This window comes from Chryseobacterium sp. BGARF1 (assembly GCF_001677955.1).
Lineage (GTDB): Bacteria > Bacteroidota > Bacteroidia > Flavobacteriales > Weeksellaceae > Chryseobacterium.
Window position 1 is genome coordinate 19,354 of the sequence record NZ_LELA01000022.1, and the last position, 17,686, is coordinate 37,039.

General features: G+C 35.1%; 10 protein-coding genes. All 10 read left to right on the top strand.

The window, feature by feature from the left end:
• Positions 1 to 42 precede the first annotated feature (42 nt).
• Positions 43 to 2,847 (top strand): glycoside hydrolase family 2 protein, encoded by a 2,805-nt coding sequence (locus tag AB671_RS04110; protein ID WP_228391032.1) that lies wholly within the window; start codon positions 43 to 45, stop codon positions 2,845 to 2,847.
• 2 nt (positions 2,848 to 2,849) lie between these two features.
• On the top strand, positions 2,850 to 4,172 hold the full coding sequence (locus AB671_RS04115) for a rhamnogalacturonan acetylesterase (RefSeq protein ID WP_066679713.1): 1,323 nt from the start codon (positions 2,850 to 2,852) through the stop codon (positions 4,170 to 4,172).
• Positions 4,173 to 4,347: 175 nt separating this feature from the next.
• Entirely contained in the window at positions 4,348 to 7,119 is a 2,772-nt protein-coding gene (locus tag AB671_RS04120; protein WP_066679714.1) for a glycosyl hydrolase, read from the top strand.
• 9 nt (positions 7,120 to 7,128) lie between these two features.
• On the top strand, positions 7,129 to 7,932 hold the full coding sequence (locus AB671_RS04125; protein WP_066679715.1) for a DUF4350 domain-containing protein: 804 nt from the start codon (positions 7,129 to 7,131) through the stop codon (positions 7,930 to 7,932).
• A 476-nt stretch (positions 7,933 to 8,408) separates the two neighbouring features.
• The gene (locus AB671_RS04130) at positions 8,409 to 10,295 is read left to right on the top strand and encodes a rhamnogalacturonan lyase (RefSeq protein WP_066679716.1); all 1,887 of its coding nucleotides are present in this window, start codon (positions 8,409 to 8,411) and stop codon (positions 10,293 to 10,295) included.
• A gap of 202 nt (positions 10,296 to 10,497) precedes the next feature.
• Complete coding sequence (locus AB671_RS04135; RefSeq protein WP_066679717.1) at positions 10,498 to 11,274, top strand: rhamnogalacturonan acetylesterase; 777 nt, start codon at positions 10,498 to 10,500, stop codon at positions 11,272 to 11,274.
• 83 nt (positions 11,275 to 11,357) lie between these two features.
• A complete protein-coding gene (locus AB671_RS04140) occupies positions 11,358 to 12,518 on the top strand; it encodes a glycoside hydrolase family 88 protein (RefSeq protein ID WP_066679718.1) in 1,161 nt (386 codons plus the stop codon).
• A 340-nt stretch (positions 12,519 to 12,858) separates the two neighbouring features.
• Positions 12,859 to 13,947, top strand: coding sequence for an L-rhamnose/proton symporter RhaT (gene rhaT, locus AB671_RS04145; protein WP_066679719.1), 1,089 nt, complete (start codon positions 12,859 to 12,861; stop codon positions 13,945 to 13,947).
• Between the two features lie 3 nt (positions 13,948 to 13,950).
• Positions 13,951 to 14,268: an L-rhamnose mutarotase gene (gene rhaM, locus AB671_RS04150; protein WP_317040106.1), complete on the top strand. Its 318-nt coding sequence runs from the start codon at positions 13,951 to 13,953 to the stop codon at positions 14,266 to 14,268.
• A gap of 362 nt (positions 14,269 to 14,630) precedes the next feature.
• On the top strand, positions 14,631 to 17,675 hold the full coding sequence (locus tag AB671_RS04155) for a SusC/RagA family TonB-linked outer membrane protein (protein WP_066679720.1): 3,045 nt from the start codon (positions 14,631 to 14,633) through the stop codon (positions 17,673 to 17,675).
• Positions 17,676 to 17,686 lie beyond the last annotated feature (11 nt).

Genomic DNA, 17,686 nt, shown 5'->3' on the forward strand with positions numbered 1-17,686 from the left:
TTTTCCAAAATATTCGTTCTTTTATGTTTATGCTCTCAATTATTGCATTCTCAATCTAAGGAAATTCAATTCCTGAGCGGGAAAGATTCTGAACATACCAAAGAATGGGATTTTTGGATAAACGGTGGACGAAAATCTGGAAATTGGGATAAAATTCAGGTTCCTTCTCAATGGGAACAGCAGGGTTTTGGTTCATATAATTACGGACGCGATTATGTGACCTACGGCAAAAATTTTAAATTCAATGATGAAGTAGGTTTGTACAAACACCAATTTTTAGTTCCAAATTCCTGGAAAGGAAAAACCATCAACATTGTTTTCGAAGGTTCGATGACCGATACCGAAGTGAAGATCAACGGAAGATCAGCCGGAGCTATTCATCAAGGCGCATTTTATGAATTTAAATATGATATTTCAGACAAATTAATTTTTGGAAAAGAAAATATTCTTGAAGTAAAAGTTTCCAAAATATCCGCTGATAAATCGGTCAACAATGCAGAACGTCTCGCTGATTATTGGATTTTGGGAGGGATTTTCAGACCTGTTTATTTAGAAGCAACTTCAAAAGAACATATTTCCTGGACAGCGATTGATGCAAAAGCAGACGGAACTTTTCGTTCAAATATTCATTTAAAAGGAATTAATTCTGCGAACAATTTACAAGTTGAAATATTTGATATTAAAAATAATTTGGTTGGCGAATCTCAGATTCAGATTAAAAAAGATGATACTTTAAAGCAAATTCAATTTTCCGTTAAAAATCTAAAATTGTGGACGGCGGAAACACCGAATTTGTACAAAGCAAAATTCACTTTAAATAAAAACAGAAAAACAATCTTTCAGTCCGAAGAAAAATTCGGTTTTCGTACGATAGAAATCAAGAAAGGCGACGGCATTTATATCAACGGTACAAAGATAAAAATGAAAGGGATCAATCGTCACGTTTGGTGGCCTGAAACAGGTAGAGCAGTCAATGAAAATATCGATTTGATGGATGTTCAGCTCATCAAAGAAATGAATATGAACGCTGTTCGCTGTTCACATTATCCACCGAATAAATCGTTTTTAAAAATTTGCGATTCTCTCGGTTTATATGTCTTGGATGAATTGGCAGGTTGGCAAAAAAAATACAGCACAGAAGTTGGTGAAAAGTTGGTGAAAGAAATGGTTGTGAGAGATGCAAATCATCCATCCATTATTTTCTGGAGTAACGGAAACGAGGGCGGGCATAATTTTGACTTGGATGCAGAATTTGCAAAATATGATTTATCAAACCGTCCCGTAATTCACGCGCATCACAAGCCAGGAAATGCTTTCAATGGAATCGACTGCAACCATTACGAAGATTATTACAGCACACAAAAAATTCTTGAAGGCGAAAATATTTATATGCCCACCGAGTTTTTGCACGCTCAAGATGACGGTGGTGGCGGAACTTCTTTAGCCGATTATTGGGAACTGCATTGGAATTCTAAAAAAGGAGCAGGTGGTTTTCTCTGGGCGTTTGCAGATGAAGGTTTGGTGAGAACAGATTTTAACAATCAGATTGACGTGAACGCTATCAACGCTCCAGACGGAGTTATGGGACCCCATCGTGAAAAAGAGGGAAGTTTTTATGCAATTAGGGAGATTTACAGTCCGGTAAAGATTGATTTGAAAACGCTTCCAAATGATTTTAATGGAATTATTCCTATCGAAAACCGTTATCATTTTACGAATTTAAATGAATGTAAGTTTGAGTGGAAAATAGTTAAGTTTAAAACACCCTTTTCCTCAGAATCTGGTTCTGACGTAATTAAAACAGGAAAAGCGGAATCTCCGAATATTAAACCAACAGAAAAAGGAAATATCAATTTAAATCTTCCTTCAAACTGGAAAGAAAGTGAAGGTTTATTATTAACTGCAATAGACAAATTTGGAAAAGAAATTTATACCTGGACTTGGAAAATTGCCTCTAATGATGGAATTTCAAAACAATTTTCAAAATCTTTACTTAAAGAATTTCCGATTTCGGTCATTGAAAATGATTCATTATTTATTTTAAAATCAGACGAAAAGGAATTTGCCATCGGAAAAAAAGATGGACTTTTGAAATCAGTCATTGTCGATAAAAAAGGCAAAAAAATGACCTTCAAAAACGGACCTGTTTTCGTGAACGGAACTATGGAATTATCATCCATTAAATCTTTTGCAGAAGGACAAAATCAACTGATTGAAGTCAATTATAAAAACAGAAATAAAATCATTTGGAAACTCAATCCAAACGGAATTTTAGAATTGAATTACGAATATTCTTTGTCTGGAGATTATCAATTTTCAGGGGTAAGTTTCGATTATCCTGAAAATTATGTCATCAATGCAAAATGGCTCGGAAAAGGACCTTATCATGTTTGGAAAAACAGAACTCAGGGACAAACTTTTAATGTTTGGCAGAGTTTAAAAAACTCAACAAGAACCGGACAATCTCCGTGGATTTACCCTGAGTTTAAGGGCTATTTTGATGAGGTTTCTTGGTTGCAATTAGATACTGCAGAAGGGAAAATAACAGTTGGAACAAAGGAAGAAAAAATGTTCGTCAGACTTTTTGATTTTTACGGAATCTACGGAGCGGAAGGTTATCCGAAATTACCGACAGGAAATATCTCATTTTTAGATGCAATCCCTCCTTTGGGAACTGTTTTGGCGTTTAATATTAACGATAAAACCGAAACTTTAGGACCCGAAAGTGAACCAAATCATTTGAAAGGAACATTCAAAAGAACTCTATATTTCTATTTTGGATTGCCGGATTTGGGCGATGAAAATAAACAGTTTACAATGCCAAAAGAAAATATTTTAACAGATTAATAATGAAAAACGGATTCTCTTTTTTAATAGTTTTAGTCTGTTCATTATATTTTGGGCAACAAACCACTTTCAAGTTTGATTTTGGTGGAAACAGAGTGGAGAACGGATTTATTCCAATCACTCCGGCTTCAAAATTTGACAAGAAAATTGGTTACGGATTTATGGATATTTCCGGTTTAAAATCTGTTGACAATGGCGGCAATGCTTTGACCGGAGATTTTATTACAAGTGAAAAACCTTTCTATTTTTCTGTGGTTCTTCCTGAAGGAAATTATGATATTCAATTAAATTTGGGTGATTCAAAAGGTACTTCCGAAACAACGGTTCGTGTAGAAAACCGCCGATTGATGTTGAATGATGTGAAAACAAAACAAGGCGAAGTTGTAGAAAAACAAATTACCGTCCATGTAAAAGACAGCATCATCCGAAATCAAAATGGAGAAAAAATCGGAATTGTAAAATTAAAACCAAGAGAAAGAAAATACCTTCATTGGGACAATCTGTTGACTATTGAATTTAATAATAAAGCTCCGAAAGTGTGTTCGATAATTATTCAACCTAATAAAAAAGCGAAAACTATTTTTTTGACGGGAGATTCAACAGTTGTGGATGCTCAATATGAACCTTGGGCTTCGTGGGGGCAAATGTTGCCTTATTTTTTCAAACCAAACGAAGTCGTGATTGCCAATTATGCAGAAAGCGGAGAAACCTTAAAAGCCTTCGAAGACCGTCACCGAATCGATAAAATCTGGAATAAAATAAAACCGGGAGATTATCTTTTTATTCAGTTTGGGCACAATGACCAAAAAGCTGGTAATAGTACGAAATCTGGTTACAGAAAACGTTTAAAAGAATGGATTTTAAAAGCGAAACAATTAGGTGCAATTCCTGTTTTGGTAACTTCGATGAATCGCAGAGTTTTTGATGACAATAATAAAATAGTCAATACTTTAGACGATTTTCCCGATGCAATGCGGGAAATTGCGAAAGAAGAAAAGGTTGATTTAATTGATTTGAATGCATTAAGCAAAACATTGTTCGAAGCAATGGGACCGGAAGCGGCGAAGAAAGCATTTGTCTATTATCCGGCAAACGCTTATCCTAATCAACCGAACGCTTTGGCAGATGATACGCATTTTAATCCTTATGGAGCTTATGAATTGGCAAAATGTGTCGTAAAATCTATCATTGACCAAAACCTGCCTTTGAAGAAATACATTTCGAAAATTGAGAAAAATTTTAACCCCAATAAACCTGACAATGTTGAAAAATTCCACTGGCCAGAATCAGTCTATATGGAATCTTTAAAGCCTGATGGAAATTGAAATTTTAAACACTTAAGTTTTTAAAGTTTAAAATGATTGATAAAAAAGATGTATATAAAAAGAAAATCAAAGATTTTCAAAAACTTAAGTGTTCTTCTCAATAGTCGAATCACTAACTTGAAGATAACTAATGTGTTGAAAAAATATTTTGTGACTAAAAATAAAAAGTTGAATAATGAGAATTAAAAATATCATAAAGCTCAGTGTCATCTGTTTTGCCTTCGGAAATCTCTCCGCACAAAATCCCTGGCCAACAGTTACCGAAACTGCCAAACCCTGGACGCGTTGGTGGTGGATGGGAAGTGCAGTTGACGAAAAAGGATTAGACAAACAATTAACTACACTTTCAAAATCAGGTTTTGGAGGGGTAGAAATCGTCCCGATTTACGGAGCAAAAGATTTTGAAAATAAATACATCAATTATCTTTCTCCAGAATGGATGAAAATGTTGCAGTTCACTACAGATAAAGCTAAAAGCTTGAAAATGGGCGTCGATATGTCGGTTGGAACTGGTTGGCCAATTGGCGGTTCGCAAGTCAGTGAAAATGATGCGGCGACAAAAATGATAGTTCAGACTTACGATATTCAATCAAATGAAAAGCTTTCTGAAAAGATTGTTTTAAAAGATGAAAAACAGAAGAATTTAAAAACTACAAAACTTGATATCGTTACAGCTTACAATGAGAAAAATGAAGCTGTTGTTTTAACAGATAAAGTGACTCAAGACGGAACTTTAAATTGGAAACCTACCTCAGGGAAATGGACAGTTTACGCAGTTTTTATTGGTAAAACGTTACAGAAAGTAAAACGTGCCGCTCCGGGCGGTGAAGGCTACACTTTAGACCATTTTTCACCCAATGCTACAAAAGATTATCTGAAAACTTTCGATGAGGCTTTTGGCAATTCAAATTATGGAATTCGTTCTTTTTTCAATGATAGTTACGAAGTTTACAATGCAGACTGGACGCCAGATTTTAAAGAAGAATTTCAAAAAAGACGTGGTTACGACTTAAGCCCTTACATCAAATATTTGGTGAACAATGAAGAAAATGAAATTGCGACAAGAATAAAATCTGATTACAGAGAAACTTTAAGCGACCTTATTTTAAACCGCTTTACCAAAGATTTTACCAATTGGGCACATTCCAAAAACTCAAAAAATACCAATCAAGCACACGGTTCGCCGGGTAATTTACTGGATTTGTATGCTGCAGTCGATATTCCGGAATCTGAAACTTTTGGAAGTACGCCGTTTGATATTATAGGTTTAAAAAGAGATAGTGCCGATATTCAAAAATCAGATGTTCCTGATATCAATATGTTGAAGTTTTCTTCTTCGGTAGCTAATGTGATGGGGAAAAAACTGATTTCGAATGAAACTTTTACGTGGCTAACTGAGCATTTTAAAACCTCTTGGTCACAGGCAAAACCTGAAGTTGAGCAGGTTTTTTTATCGGGAATTAATCATGTTTTTTATCACGGAACGACTTACACGCCTGCTGATGTAAAGTTTCCAGGGTGGTTGTTTTATGCATCGACTAATTTTGTGCCCGAGAACAGTTTGTGGCCACAGTTAAGTGGATTAAATTCTTACGTGGCAAGAACTCAAAGTGTTTTACAAAGCGGAAAATCAGATAATGAACTGTTGATTTACTGGCCAATTTACGACCAATGGGCGAGTCCGAAAGGAAAAGATGTTGCCTTTAAAATTCATAATATTGAAAAATGGTTACAACCGACCGCGTTTTATAAAAACCTTGATAAATTGGGCAAATCAGGCTATTCTTTAGATATGGTCTCCGATAAAATGATTAGCGAAGCGAATTTGTATAATCAAAATATTCAGGTTTCAAAAGAAGGCGGTTCGTATAAAGTGCTCATCATTCCACAACTTGATTATTTACCTGAATCTACATTGAAAAATATTTTAAATTTAGCTCAAAACGGCGCATCTATTATATTTCAGAACGAACCGAAAAATATTCCGGGATATTTTGAAGCAGAAAAAAGAAAAACTGAATTAAATTCTTTATGGAAATCCATTCCTTTTCAGCAAAATGTAAATTTTAAATTTGCAACATTTGGAAAAGGAAAAATTATCTTGACTTCCAATGTTGAAAAAGGGTTAGAATTTTTAAAAATCGAAAGAGAAAAACTAACGGATACCGGATTGAAATTCGTGAGAAGAAAATTCGACGGTGGAAAATATTATTACATTGTCAATCACACTTCAAAGGAAATCAATCAAAATATTCCACTGAATTTTGTTGGGAAACAAGTCGCTTTGATGAACCCTGAAAATGGTGATTTTGGAATCGCTGAAACTGATGATAATTCAGTGAAAATCCAGTTGAAATCTGGAGAATCAATTATTATAAAAGCTTCTGAAACTGCAGATAATTCCATTGTTAATTGGAAATATATTGAAAAAACTGACGCTCCTATTATTTTAAATCAACCTTGGCAATTATCTTTCAAAGAAGGAGGTCCCGAACTTCCGAAATCAAGAACTTTGAAGAAACTTCAACCTTGGACGAATTTTACTGAAGACGCTTCAACGCAAAGTTTTTCGGGAACAGGAGTTTATACAACAACATTCGATTTAAAGAAAAAAGCAGACGATTTTGTACTGAAATTTGACAAATTGTTTGAAAGTACAAAAGTAATCGTCAATGGAAAAGAAGCAGGAATTGTCTGGAGCAACCCGTTTGAGATCAACGTCGGAAAATATCTTAAAAAAGGCAAAAACACAATTCAGATCGAGGTTTCAAACCTGATGGCCAACCGGATCCGTTATATGGATAAAAATAAAATTGAATGGCGAAATTATCACGAAATCAACTTTGTGAATATTAACTACAAGCCTTTCGATGCATCTAATTGGAAAGTTCAGCCTTCTGGTTTGGATGGCGAAATTCAATTAATTCCAATTTATTATTCAAAATAAAAATTAATTATGACTAAAATTATCATAAAATCATTCGTTGTAGGGACTTTGCTGACCGTTGGGTTTACCAGTGCTCAACAGAAACCGAAAGTTGTTTTAGATAACTTTTTCAACAATGAGAAAAGAGAAAATAAAGAAACAAAAGCCTTAGAGTCTTGGCATTACACATGGAATGATACCACCAATGGAGGTTTTTCTCTGTTAGGAGAGATCTTCCAAAAGCAAGGTGCAGAGATCGGTACGCTGACTACAGCTCCATCAAAAAATGACTTAAAAAATGCCAATGTCTACATCATCGTCGATGCGGATATCGACAAAGAAGCATCCGGCGGAAAAGCGAATTTTGTCGATGTCAAATCCATTAAAAACCTCGTGAAATGGGTAGAAAAAGGAGGTGTTTTGGTTTTACTGAGCAACGATAAAGGAAATTCTGAGTTTGAGAATTTCAATAAGCTGGCAAATAAATTTGGAATTCATTTCAATGAAGACAGTTACAACCGCGTTCAGAAAAGAGAATTTGAACAAGGAAAAGTAATGGTTCCGAAAGAAAACGAAATTTTCTCCGAACAAAAATTATATATGAAGGAAGTGGCGACAATTTCTGTGAAAAGTCCGGCGAAAGAATTGCTGTATGCAGAAGACAAAAACATCGCAGCCATCGCAAAAATAGGTAAAGGAACCGTTTTCGCATTGGGTGACCCGTGGTGCTACAACGAATATATCGACGGCAAAAAACTACCCGCAGATTTCACGAATTATCAGGGAACTGAAGAATGGGTAAAGTGGTTGTTGAAGCAGGTTTCTACGAAATAATTGAATTTATGCAATCGATTGAAGTTGTGTAGTTAAAATTATTTGGGCAGCTTTTTCCGCCCTACGTTCCCGCTTTTTTGCTCGTCGTACCTCCTCTCAAAAAGAGCTCCACTCAGGTCGGGCTGCGAGAGATTCAATGTAAAAAATCCTTGTCAAGGTTTTAAACCTTGACAAGGATAACAAAGGGAAGCAAGTTGATTTCGGAAGGCAAAGATTAAAATTTGGCTTTTGGTAAAACGTAAAGTAATTATTCTTGTCAGATAAAAAATTGAAATATAATTTACAGGTCGCTCTTCTAGAGCTTTAATTCATTTAATAATTATTTTCTATTAACAGTTCGTTCCTAAAGGAACTTTTTAAAATCCCAGCGGGATTTACTGTTAATAGATAAAATGAAGAACATACAAACAAGCTCCGTAGGAGCGACCTGTTGCTTCATCTTTTTTTATAGAAAAAAATGAAAAATAATGTGCATTATGAAAATTAAATACATATTAATTACATCTGCCATTTTTCTTTCGCAAACAATTTTTGCCCAAAGACAAATGGAATACCTGAAAAGAGGAATCGTTGCGATTCCTTCAGAATCAGGCGTTTTTGTGAGTTGGCGTTTGTTGGGAACAGAGGAACAAAATGCGAAATTTGATGTTTATCGTACAGAATATCGCACAAAAGGTGCCTATACAAAAAAACTAAATAAAGAACCACTTCTTGAAGGAACCAACTTGTTAGATAAAGCGGCAAAAAAAGGGAAAGATTACACCTATTTTATTCAATCTTATGGTGAGGATTTGACTGTCAATTATGATTATGCAAAATATACAGCGAATCAAAAACCTTATTTTTCAATTCCATTAAAAACTCCGGAAGGGTACACTCCGAATGATGCTTCAGTGGCTGATTTGGACGGTGACGGAGAGTACGAAATCATTCTTCATCAAACCGGAAGGTCGCACGACAACAGCCAGAAAGGAGAGACAGACCCGCCGATTATTCAGGCTTATAAACTAGATGGACAGTTTTTGTGGGAAATTAATTTAGGCAAAAACATAAGAGAAGGAGCGCATTATACACAGTTTTTGGTTTATGATCTAGACCAGGACGGAAAAGCTGAAATCGTAATGAAAACAGCCGACGGAAGCAAAGACGGAAAAGGAAAATTCATTGGTGACTCCACCAAAAATTACGTCAACGAAAACGGAATGATTCTTTCCGGGCCGGAATTTCTGACAGTTTTTAATGGAGAAACCGGAGCAGAAATTAATACCGTAAATTATGAAGTTCCAAGATTTGCAGGCAGCTTGAATCCGACCAACGAAGAAATGACTGAAACTTGGGGTGACGCTAAAGGAAATCGTCTCGACCGATTTTTGGGAGCTGTTGCTTATTTGGACGGAAAAACTCCGAGTGTGATTATGTCGAGAGGGTATTATACCAGAACAGCAATTGCAGCTTGGGATTATAAAGATAAAAAACTCAGTCTTCGTTGGCTTTTCGATACCGAAAGTTCAGAAGACAATAAAAAATATCGTGGACAGGGAAATCATAATTTAAGCATTGCCGATGTTGATAATGACGGAAAAGATGAAATTATTTTTGGTGCAATGACGGTTGATGACGATGGAAAAGTGTTGAACAGTACAGGTTACGGTCACGGCGATGCGTTGCACGTTGGAGATTTAGACCCATCAAATCCCGGATTGGAAATTTTCGACATTCAGGAGAGATTTGATGATGCGGGAGCTCATTTCAGAGACGGAAGAACCGGAAAAGTTTTATGGAAATTACCTTCGACAGTTTATAGTAAAGCAGGTAAATTTCAGGGACCGGGAAGAGGTTTGTCTTTAAATATTGATCCTCGTCATGACGGTTCAGAATCTTGGGCAGCAGGTGCCGGTTTGAAAGGCGTTTACAGTGCAAAAGGAAAAAAAATCAGTGAGAAAAATCCTCCTGCTAATATGGGAATTTATTGGGATGGTGATTTTTTAAGCGAAATTTTAGACGGAACTGTTATTTCAAAATGGGATTGGAAGAAAGAAAAAACGAATGTGATAGTAGATGCAAAAGATTTTCAGTGTGAATCGAATAATGGAACAAAGAAAAATCCATCTCTGGTTGCCGATCTTTTTGGAGATTGGCGTGAAGAAGTGATGTATAGAACAACTGATAACAAGGAATTGAGAATTTTCAGCACCACAATTCCAACGAAGCACAGGTTGTATACTTTGATGCATAACCCGCAATATCGCCTCAGTATCGTTTGGCAAAATGTAGGATATAATCAACCTCCGCATACCGATTATTATTTGGATGAGTCGGTAAAAGAAATTCCGAAACCGAATATTTTTACTAAAAAGAAATAAATCTTAACTGCAAAAGTCACAAAAGATTTTAAACACATTAGTTATTTTAAGTTTGTGATTCGGCTTATAATAAGAACACATAAGTTTTGAAAATCAAAGATTTTCACGATGGTCTTTAATATGAAATTACCGCTCAGTAAAACAAAATATTAAGATTAAAATAGAAAAACTAAGTGAACTTCGTGTTCAAAAATAAAATAATATGAAAATAAAATTCTTACTTCCAGCTATTGCTTTAATTGTAATTATTGCAGCTTCATTTCAAAAGATCCAAGACAAACCTGTGTTATATATTATTGGTGATTCAACGGTACAAAACGGTTCCGGAAAAGGCGCAGATTCACTTTGGGGATGGGGAAGTTTTATGAATTTATATTTTAATACAGATAAAATCGAAATTCAAAATCATGCGAAAGGCGGACGAAGCAGCCGAACTTTTATCACAGAAGGACGATGGGATTCAATCATGAAAACCATTAAAAAAGGCGATTATGTTTTGATGCAGTTCGGTCATAACGACGGTGGAGAATTGGCCGATACTTTGAGAGCAAGAGGTACGATCAAAGGCATTGGAAATGAATCGAAAGATATTTATAATCCCATTAGAAAAGTGAATGAAACGGTTTATACCTACGGTCATTATATGAGAAAATATGCGAACGAAGCAAAATCTAAAGGGGCAATTCCTATCATTTTTTCACCAGTTCCGAGATTTAAATTTGATGATAAAAATAAAATTAACAAAGACCAATACGGAGTTTGGGCACAAGAAGTTTCGAAACAAACAGGCGCTTATTTTCTTGATTTGAATACAATGGTCATCGAAAAATATGAGAAAATAGGCTCTGAAAAAGTAAAAACATTCTTCCCGAAAGACCATACACATACTAATGAAGCAGGAGCAATTTTCAATGCAGAATTGGTGGCAAAAGGAATCAAAGATTTAAAGAAAAGTGAACTAAGAAAGTATTTGAAATAATAATTAATATTTTAAACGCCAAGGTCGCAATGATTTTTGAGCATTTAAAAATATAAAAACAAAAGAAAAATAAATATATACTTATGAAAAAACTATTAACAACAGGTTTTTTTGCACTGATTCTGGCGGGAATGACTTCCTGCTCTGTTCAGAAAAACAATGCATCAGCAAAGGTTGAGCTTCCCAACAAAAAAGAGGTTTTGGAAGTTTCAAGAAGAGCCAATCAGTATTTTATGAATAAATGGCCCGATACGGGAAAAGATATCGTTGGTAAAAAAGTATGGCCAAGTAACCTTTGGACTCGTGCTGTTTATTATGAAGGGCTTATTGCCTTATATAAAGTTGATCCGAAAAAAGAATACTACGATTACGCAATGTCGTGGGCCAATGATCACAAATGGGATCTGATGCGCGGAACGTATACCCGAAATGCAGACCACCAGGCTTGTGGACAAACTTATATTGACCTTTACGAAATCGATGGTAAAAAACATCCTGAGAGAATTAAAAATATAAAAGCTTCGATGGACAGTATGATCGCAACTAAAAAGGTTGATGATTGGTGGTGGATCGATGCGCTTCAAATGTCAATGCCGATCTTTACTAAATTGGGGAGAATTACTGGTGAGCAAAAATATTTCGACAGAAATTACGAAATGTATGCTTATACAAAATATAAACATGGAGGAAATGGTTTGTACAATCAGGCTGACAAAATCTGGTGGAGAGATAAAGATTTTGTACTCCCTTACAAAGAACCCAATGGTGAAGACTGTTATTGGAGCCGTGGAAACGGTTGGGTAGTAGCTGCTTTGGCGAAAACTCTTGAAGATACACCCAAATCAGACCCGCATTATAACGAATATCTTCAGGATTATAAAGATTTGTTGGCGGCTTTGCTCCCAATCCAGAGAGAAGATGGTTTTTGGAATGTGAGTTTGCATGACCCAACTAATTTTGGAGGAAAAGAAATGACAGGAACCGCTTTGTTTGTTTACGGAATGGCGTATGGAATTAATAATAATCTGATTGACAGAGATACTTATCTGCCTGTTTTAGTAAAAGCCTGGAATGCAATTGTAAAAGATTCAGTTCAGCCAAACGGATTTTTAGGTTGGGTACAGGGAACTGGAAAAGAACCAAAAGACGGACAACCTTTATCAATCGACAAAGTTCCTGATTTTGAAGATTACGGATTGGGATGTTTGTTATTAGCAGGAAGTGAAGTTTACAAGTTGAAATAAATGATCAACTTTTAATTATAGATGTAAAGGCTTAATAATTTTTGTTATTAAGCCTTTTTTGTTGAATAAAGCTAGTATCTGTGAAATAACACATAAAAATTGAATTCTTATAGTAGGTGGAAAATCTAAAATATCTGTGAGCTCACCATTCATTTCTGAAAGATCAACCGTATTGATATTAGTTTGAATTATCTGTAACTCATAGAAAAAAAAGGAACTTACAGGTTTTATGTGAAATCTTTAAAATATTCTTATTTTTTCAGAAATTTAAGCATGACACTACAAGATGCGCAATCGATTACATCTTGTTAATTTTCAAACTCAACCAATACGATAAATTATGAATGCATTATTAGGAGTTCTTTTTCATTTCTTAGGAGGATTTTCTTCGGGAAGTTTTTATTTACCCTACAAAAAAGTAAAAGGTTGGCAATGGGAAACATTCTGGTTAATCGGAGGTGTTTTTTCATGGATCATTGTTCCGCCATTGGCCGCATTTTTAACGATTCCTGATTTTTGGGAAATTATAAAAAATGAGTCTTCATCAATTTTAGGACTTACATTTTTATTTGGAGCTCTTTGGGGAATAGGCGGTTTTATGTACGGTTTAGGAGTTCGGTATTTAGGGGTCGCATTGGGAAGCAGCATCATGTTGGGACTTACCATGGTGATTGGTTCGCTTGTTCCATCTATTTATTATGAATTTTCTCCTGAAGCAGGAAAAGATAATATAGGTCTAATGTTTTCCAGCAGCTGGGGGCAGTTTGTTTTATTGGGACTCCTAGTCTGCGTTGTCGGAATTATCATCAGTGGAAAGGCCGGTGTGATGAAAGATAAAGAACTTAAAACAGATTCTATAGACCCGCATGGTGTAGAAGTAAAAACAGAATATAAATTTGGATTAGGTTTAACCGTTGCTATTATTTCAGGAGTTTTAAGTGCTTGTTTTAATTTCGGACTTGAAGCTGGGAAGCCAATGGCATCTGTGGCTAATGAAGCTTGGAAACTAGCTAATCCGAATCAGGGAGAATTTCTGTTTCAGAATAATGTAACGTATGTCGTTGTACTTTGGGGCGGGATGGCTTCTAATCTTATTGGTTGCTTATATCTTTCATTTAAAAATAGATCATATACAGATTATACCAAAAAAAATGTACCTGTTGTAAAAAATATCATCTTTTGTGCATTGGCAGGAACGATGTGGTTTTTACAGTTTTTCTTCTACGGAATGGGAGAAAGTAAAATGGGTAATGGCCCAAGCTCATGGATCTTGCATATGGCATTTATCATCTTAATCGCTAATCTTTGGGGCGTGATCATCAAAGAATGGAAAGGGGTTTCCAAAAAAACGATTTCTACGATCGTTGTGGGGATGATCATAATGTTTGTTTCTATTTTGATTGTAGGATACGGAAATTCATTAAGATAATTAATGATGAAAAGAATTGCATTTAAAATGTTTCTTAATGAAGGCTGCAAAGAAGAATATATAAAACGTCACGACAAGATCTGGCCGGAACTCAAAGTTTTACTTAAGGAATCAGGTGTTGCAGAGTATTCTATTTTTTTAGATGAAGAAACAAATGGTTTGTTTGGAGTTTTAAAGTGTAATAATGAGTTAGCATATGAAGATCTTCCACTTCATCCAATTATGCAAAAATGGTGGAAGTACATGAAAGATATTATGCAGACCAATGCTGATGATTCTCCAATAAGTATACAGCTAGAGGAGGTTTTTTACCTGCAATAATCAAGGCTGTATTGCCAGGCTATATTAAAATTTGTCTTTTTTATCATATTCATATAGTTAAGAGTTAAAAGCTCAATAAGGCACTGATAGTTTCATTGTCTTTTTTATGCTAATAATGAATGATCATTTTGATTTTCTATCGGGGTATCTCATGATATTATTTTATAATGTAGTTTATAATTTTCAATTTTTCCTGAATTCATATAATCGAATTATCAATTATTTTAAAATTTACAATTGTTATTTGTAAATAATTAAGATAAATTATGAGATTTATGATGCAGGATATTGCAGGATGCCAGAAGTTGTGTAACTGTGTACTTTGGTGTTCTGATAATTAATGTAAATAAAAGTTAATATATATGTCTTTAATAATTAAACAGAAGAATTTTAAGCCACTCATCGCACCGCTGTTTTTGCTTGCGTCGGGCTTTATGTTTGGACAAAAGGCAGTAAGTGATTCTGCAAAGACTAACACGAAAGAAATTGAAGAGGTAGTAGTGATTGGATACGGTAAAGTAAAGAAATCTGACCTTACCGGATCTGTCTCTTCAGTGTCTGCAAAAGATTTAGCAGCTACACCGGCAATGAATGCTTTACAGGCGTTACAGGGGAGAGCTGCAGGTCTAAATATAGTAACTGCGGGGGGCGCTCCCGGAGCAGGGGCAAACGTTACCATTCGTGGGGGGGCCTCTATTACTCAGGGTACAGAACCGTTGTATATTGTAGATGGTTTTCAATTAGATAATGCTTTAAATATCATCAATCCGAATGATATTGAAAGTATTGATGTATTAAAAGGAGCTTCTGCCATTGCAATCTATGGAGCTCGTGGATCCAACGGTATTATTGTTATCAAAACAAAAAGCGGAAAAAAAGGAAGAACCACGATTCAGTATAACTCTTTTATGGCATTTGATATGCTTTCAAAGAAACTGGATATGGTTTCAAATCCTGAGCAATATGTGAAATATCAGTACGAAATGGCACAACTTCAGGGTAAAACAACCCAATGGAGTAATGTCTTTGATAATAGCTTAGGGATAGATTCACCAGGATTTTACACAGGTGCTTTTAGCAGGATTAACAATCGATACGGATCAGAAAACGGATTAGACTGGCAGGAAAAAATGCTTGGTGGGACAGGGTTGACTCAAAATCATAACGTAAACGTTTCTGCTGGTACAGATAAAACACAGGCATTCATCAGCTATAATTACAATAAGCAGGAAGGCTTATTACAAAATTATAGCGAAACAAGAAATTCATTGCGTGCCAATATCAATTCAGAATTGTATAAAGGGATACGTTTAGATTTCAGTTCAATGTTTACTTCCAATTCTACAAACGGAGGCGGAATGTATTCAGGAATGAAAAAAATACTTCTTCAGCCGATTACGGGAGGTACATTGTTTAATCAGGATCAGTTATTTAATACACAAACTTTTGGTGATTATTCAAGTTTAGATTCTTCTTTTGATACAGAAAATCCATACATAGAAACAGCAGCATCCACTTCAAATAGACGAGCTAGAACATTTTTAGCGAATGTAGGTCTTGAATTTGATTTGTTTAAAGGGCTTACATTCAGAACGGCAGGTTCTTATAATTGGACGAACAGTAAATCTACTTCATTTTCAGATAAAAACTCTCGAGCATTTCTTACAGATCCTATCAATACAGGAATCAACGGAAGTATTGCAAATTCTGAAGCGTACCGTTACCAAATTACGAATACATTAACTTATAATACGACTTTAGGTGAAAAACATAAACTGACTGGTTTAATTGGTAATGAAATCATCTATCAAGAGAATGAAAGCAATAGTATTAGATTGGTGAAGTTTCCTTCTATTATGAATTTTGGGCTAGATGATATAAAACTTGGGACAATTGCTAGTCAAGATTCGGACAGAGATCCTAATGCTCTGCTTTCTTATTTTGCACGTGTAAACTATAATTATGACAATCGTTATTTATTAACAGGAACTATTCGTAGAGATGGTTCATCCAAATTTGGACCAGATAAAAAATGGGGAACATTTCCATCAGCAGCTGTGGCTTGGAGAGTTTCACAAGAAGGTTTCTGGAAAAACTCTAAAATTGAAAATTATATCAATGATTTAAAGTTTAGATATGAGTACGGAATAGTTGGAAATAATAGTATACCAAATAACGTATTCCGAACTAATGTAGTAGGAACTGATTATCCTTCAAATAATACTATTGGTAACTTAGCTTTAATGACAAGCAGTGTTTTGGGTAATCGTATAGTACAATGGGAGGAAATGAGGTCTACAAATATCGGGGTTGATCTTGCATTATTTAATAACAGAATTAAATTAACTTCTGAATGGTACAATAACAACGTAAGCGGAATGTTATTAGAAACTGTACTTCCAGCGTCTACAGGATATAAAAGTAAGTTTGTGAATGTCGGTTCTATGAAAAATACCGGTATGGAATTTACTTTAAACTCTATCAATTTAAAAACTGAAAACTTCAGATGGTCTACCGATGCCAATATAGGTTTTAATAAGTCTAAAGTTTTGTCTCTGGACGAGGGAAGAAATTTCAGAAACTTTAGTGTAGGAGGTAACAGATCAGGTATGGTAACCTATTATGCTACCGTTGGAGAAGAATTAGGAGATATGTATGGATATGTATATCAGGGAATTTATACCACTGATGACTTTACACAAGCTGGAAACGGAACATTAACCCTAAAACCAGGAGTAGTAAAACCAGCTTCAGGAACTCCAAAACCGGGTGATATTAAATTTGCTGCTGATAATGAGGCAGGTGATCAGTTTACAAGAAAACTGGTGAAAATTGGAAATGGGACTCCTGATTTTATTGGGGGAATCAGTAATAATTTTTCTTATAAAGGGTTCGATCTTGCGGTATTTTTAAAATTCAGCGTGGGTGGTGATGTTTACAATGCTACCAAGCACAGTATGAGTCCGTATGCAATGTTCCAGAATGTACCTTCAGAATTCGGTGACAACTATTATCATGTGATTGATCCAAATACAGGACAAGCTGCAACAAGTTTAGTAAGATTAAAAGAGCTTAATCCTAATGAAGATTCTAGTCTTTGGAGTTTGGGGACTACCAATTCTAGCTATATCACTTATCCTTCGTCATATTATGTAGAAGACGGTTCATATTTAAGAATATCTATGGTAACATTAGGTTATTCTTTTTCTAAAGAATTTTTAAGCCATATTAAATTATCAAATGCACGTATCTATGCAACTGTTAATAATTTAGCAACCATTACGGGGTATTCAGGATTTGACCCGGAAGTCTCTGCGGCAAGCGGTGTTGCTGTTACGCCTGGTTATGACAATTCTTCATTCCCAAGATCTAGAAGTTATGTTTTAGGGATCAATCTTACTTTTTAATATTTAAATGT

Bases quoted from the DNA above. Each gene is read 5' to 3' on its own strand.
- AB671_RS04115 (WP_066679713.1), top strand. From the start codon at position 2,850: ATGAAAAACGGATTCTCTTTTTTAATAGTTTTAGTCTGTTCATTATAT.
- AB671_RS04120 (WP_066679714.1), top strand. From the start codon at position 4,348: ATGAGAATTAAAAATATCATAAAGCTCAGTGTCATCTGTTTTGCCTTC.
- AB671_RS04125 (WP_066679715.1), top strand. From the start codon at position 7,129: ATGACTAAAATTATCATAAAATCATTCGTTGTAGGGACTTTGCTGACC.
- AB671_RS04130 (WP_066679716.1), top strand. From the start codon at position 8,409: ATGAAAATTAAATACATATTAATTACATCTGCCATTTTTCTTTCGCAA.
- AB671_RS04135 (WP_066679717.1), top strand. From the start codon at position 10,498: ATGAAAATAAAATTCTTACTTCCAGCTATTGCTTTAATTGTAATTATT.
- AB671_RS04140 (WP_066679718.1), top strand. From the start codon at position 11,358: ATGAAAAAACTATTAACAACAGGTTTTTTTGCACTGATTCTGGCGGGA.
- rhaT (WP_066679719.1), top strand. From the start codon at position 12,859: ATGAATGCATTATTAGGAGTTCTTTTTCATTTCTTAGGAGGATTTTCT.
- rhaM (WP_317040106.1), top strand. From the start codon at position 13,951: ATGATGAAAAGAATTGCATTTAAAATGTTTCTTAATGAAGGCTGCAAA.
- AB671_RS04155 (WP_066679720.1), top strand. From the start codon at position 14,631: ATGTCTTTAATAATTAAACAGAAGAATTTTAAGCCACTCATCGCACCG.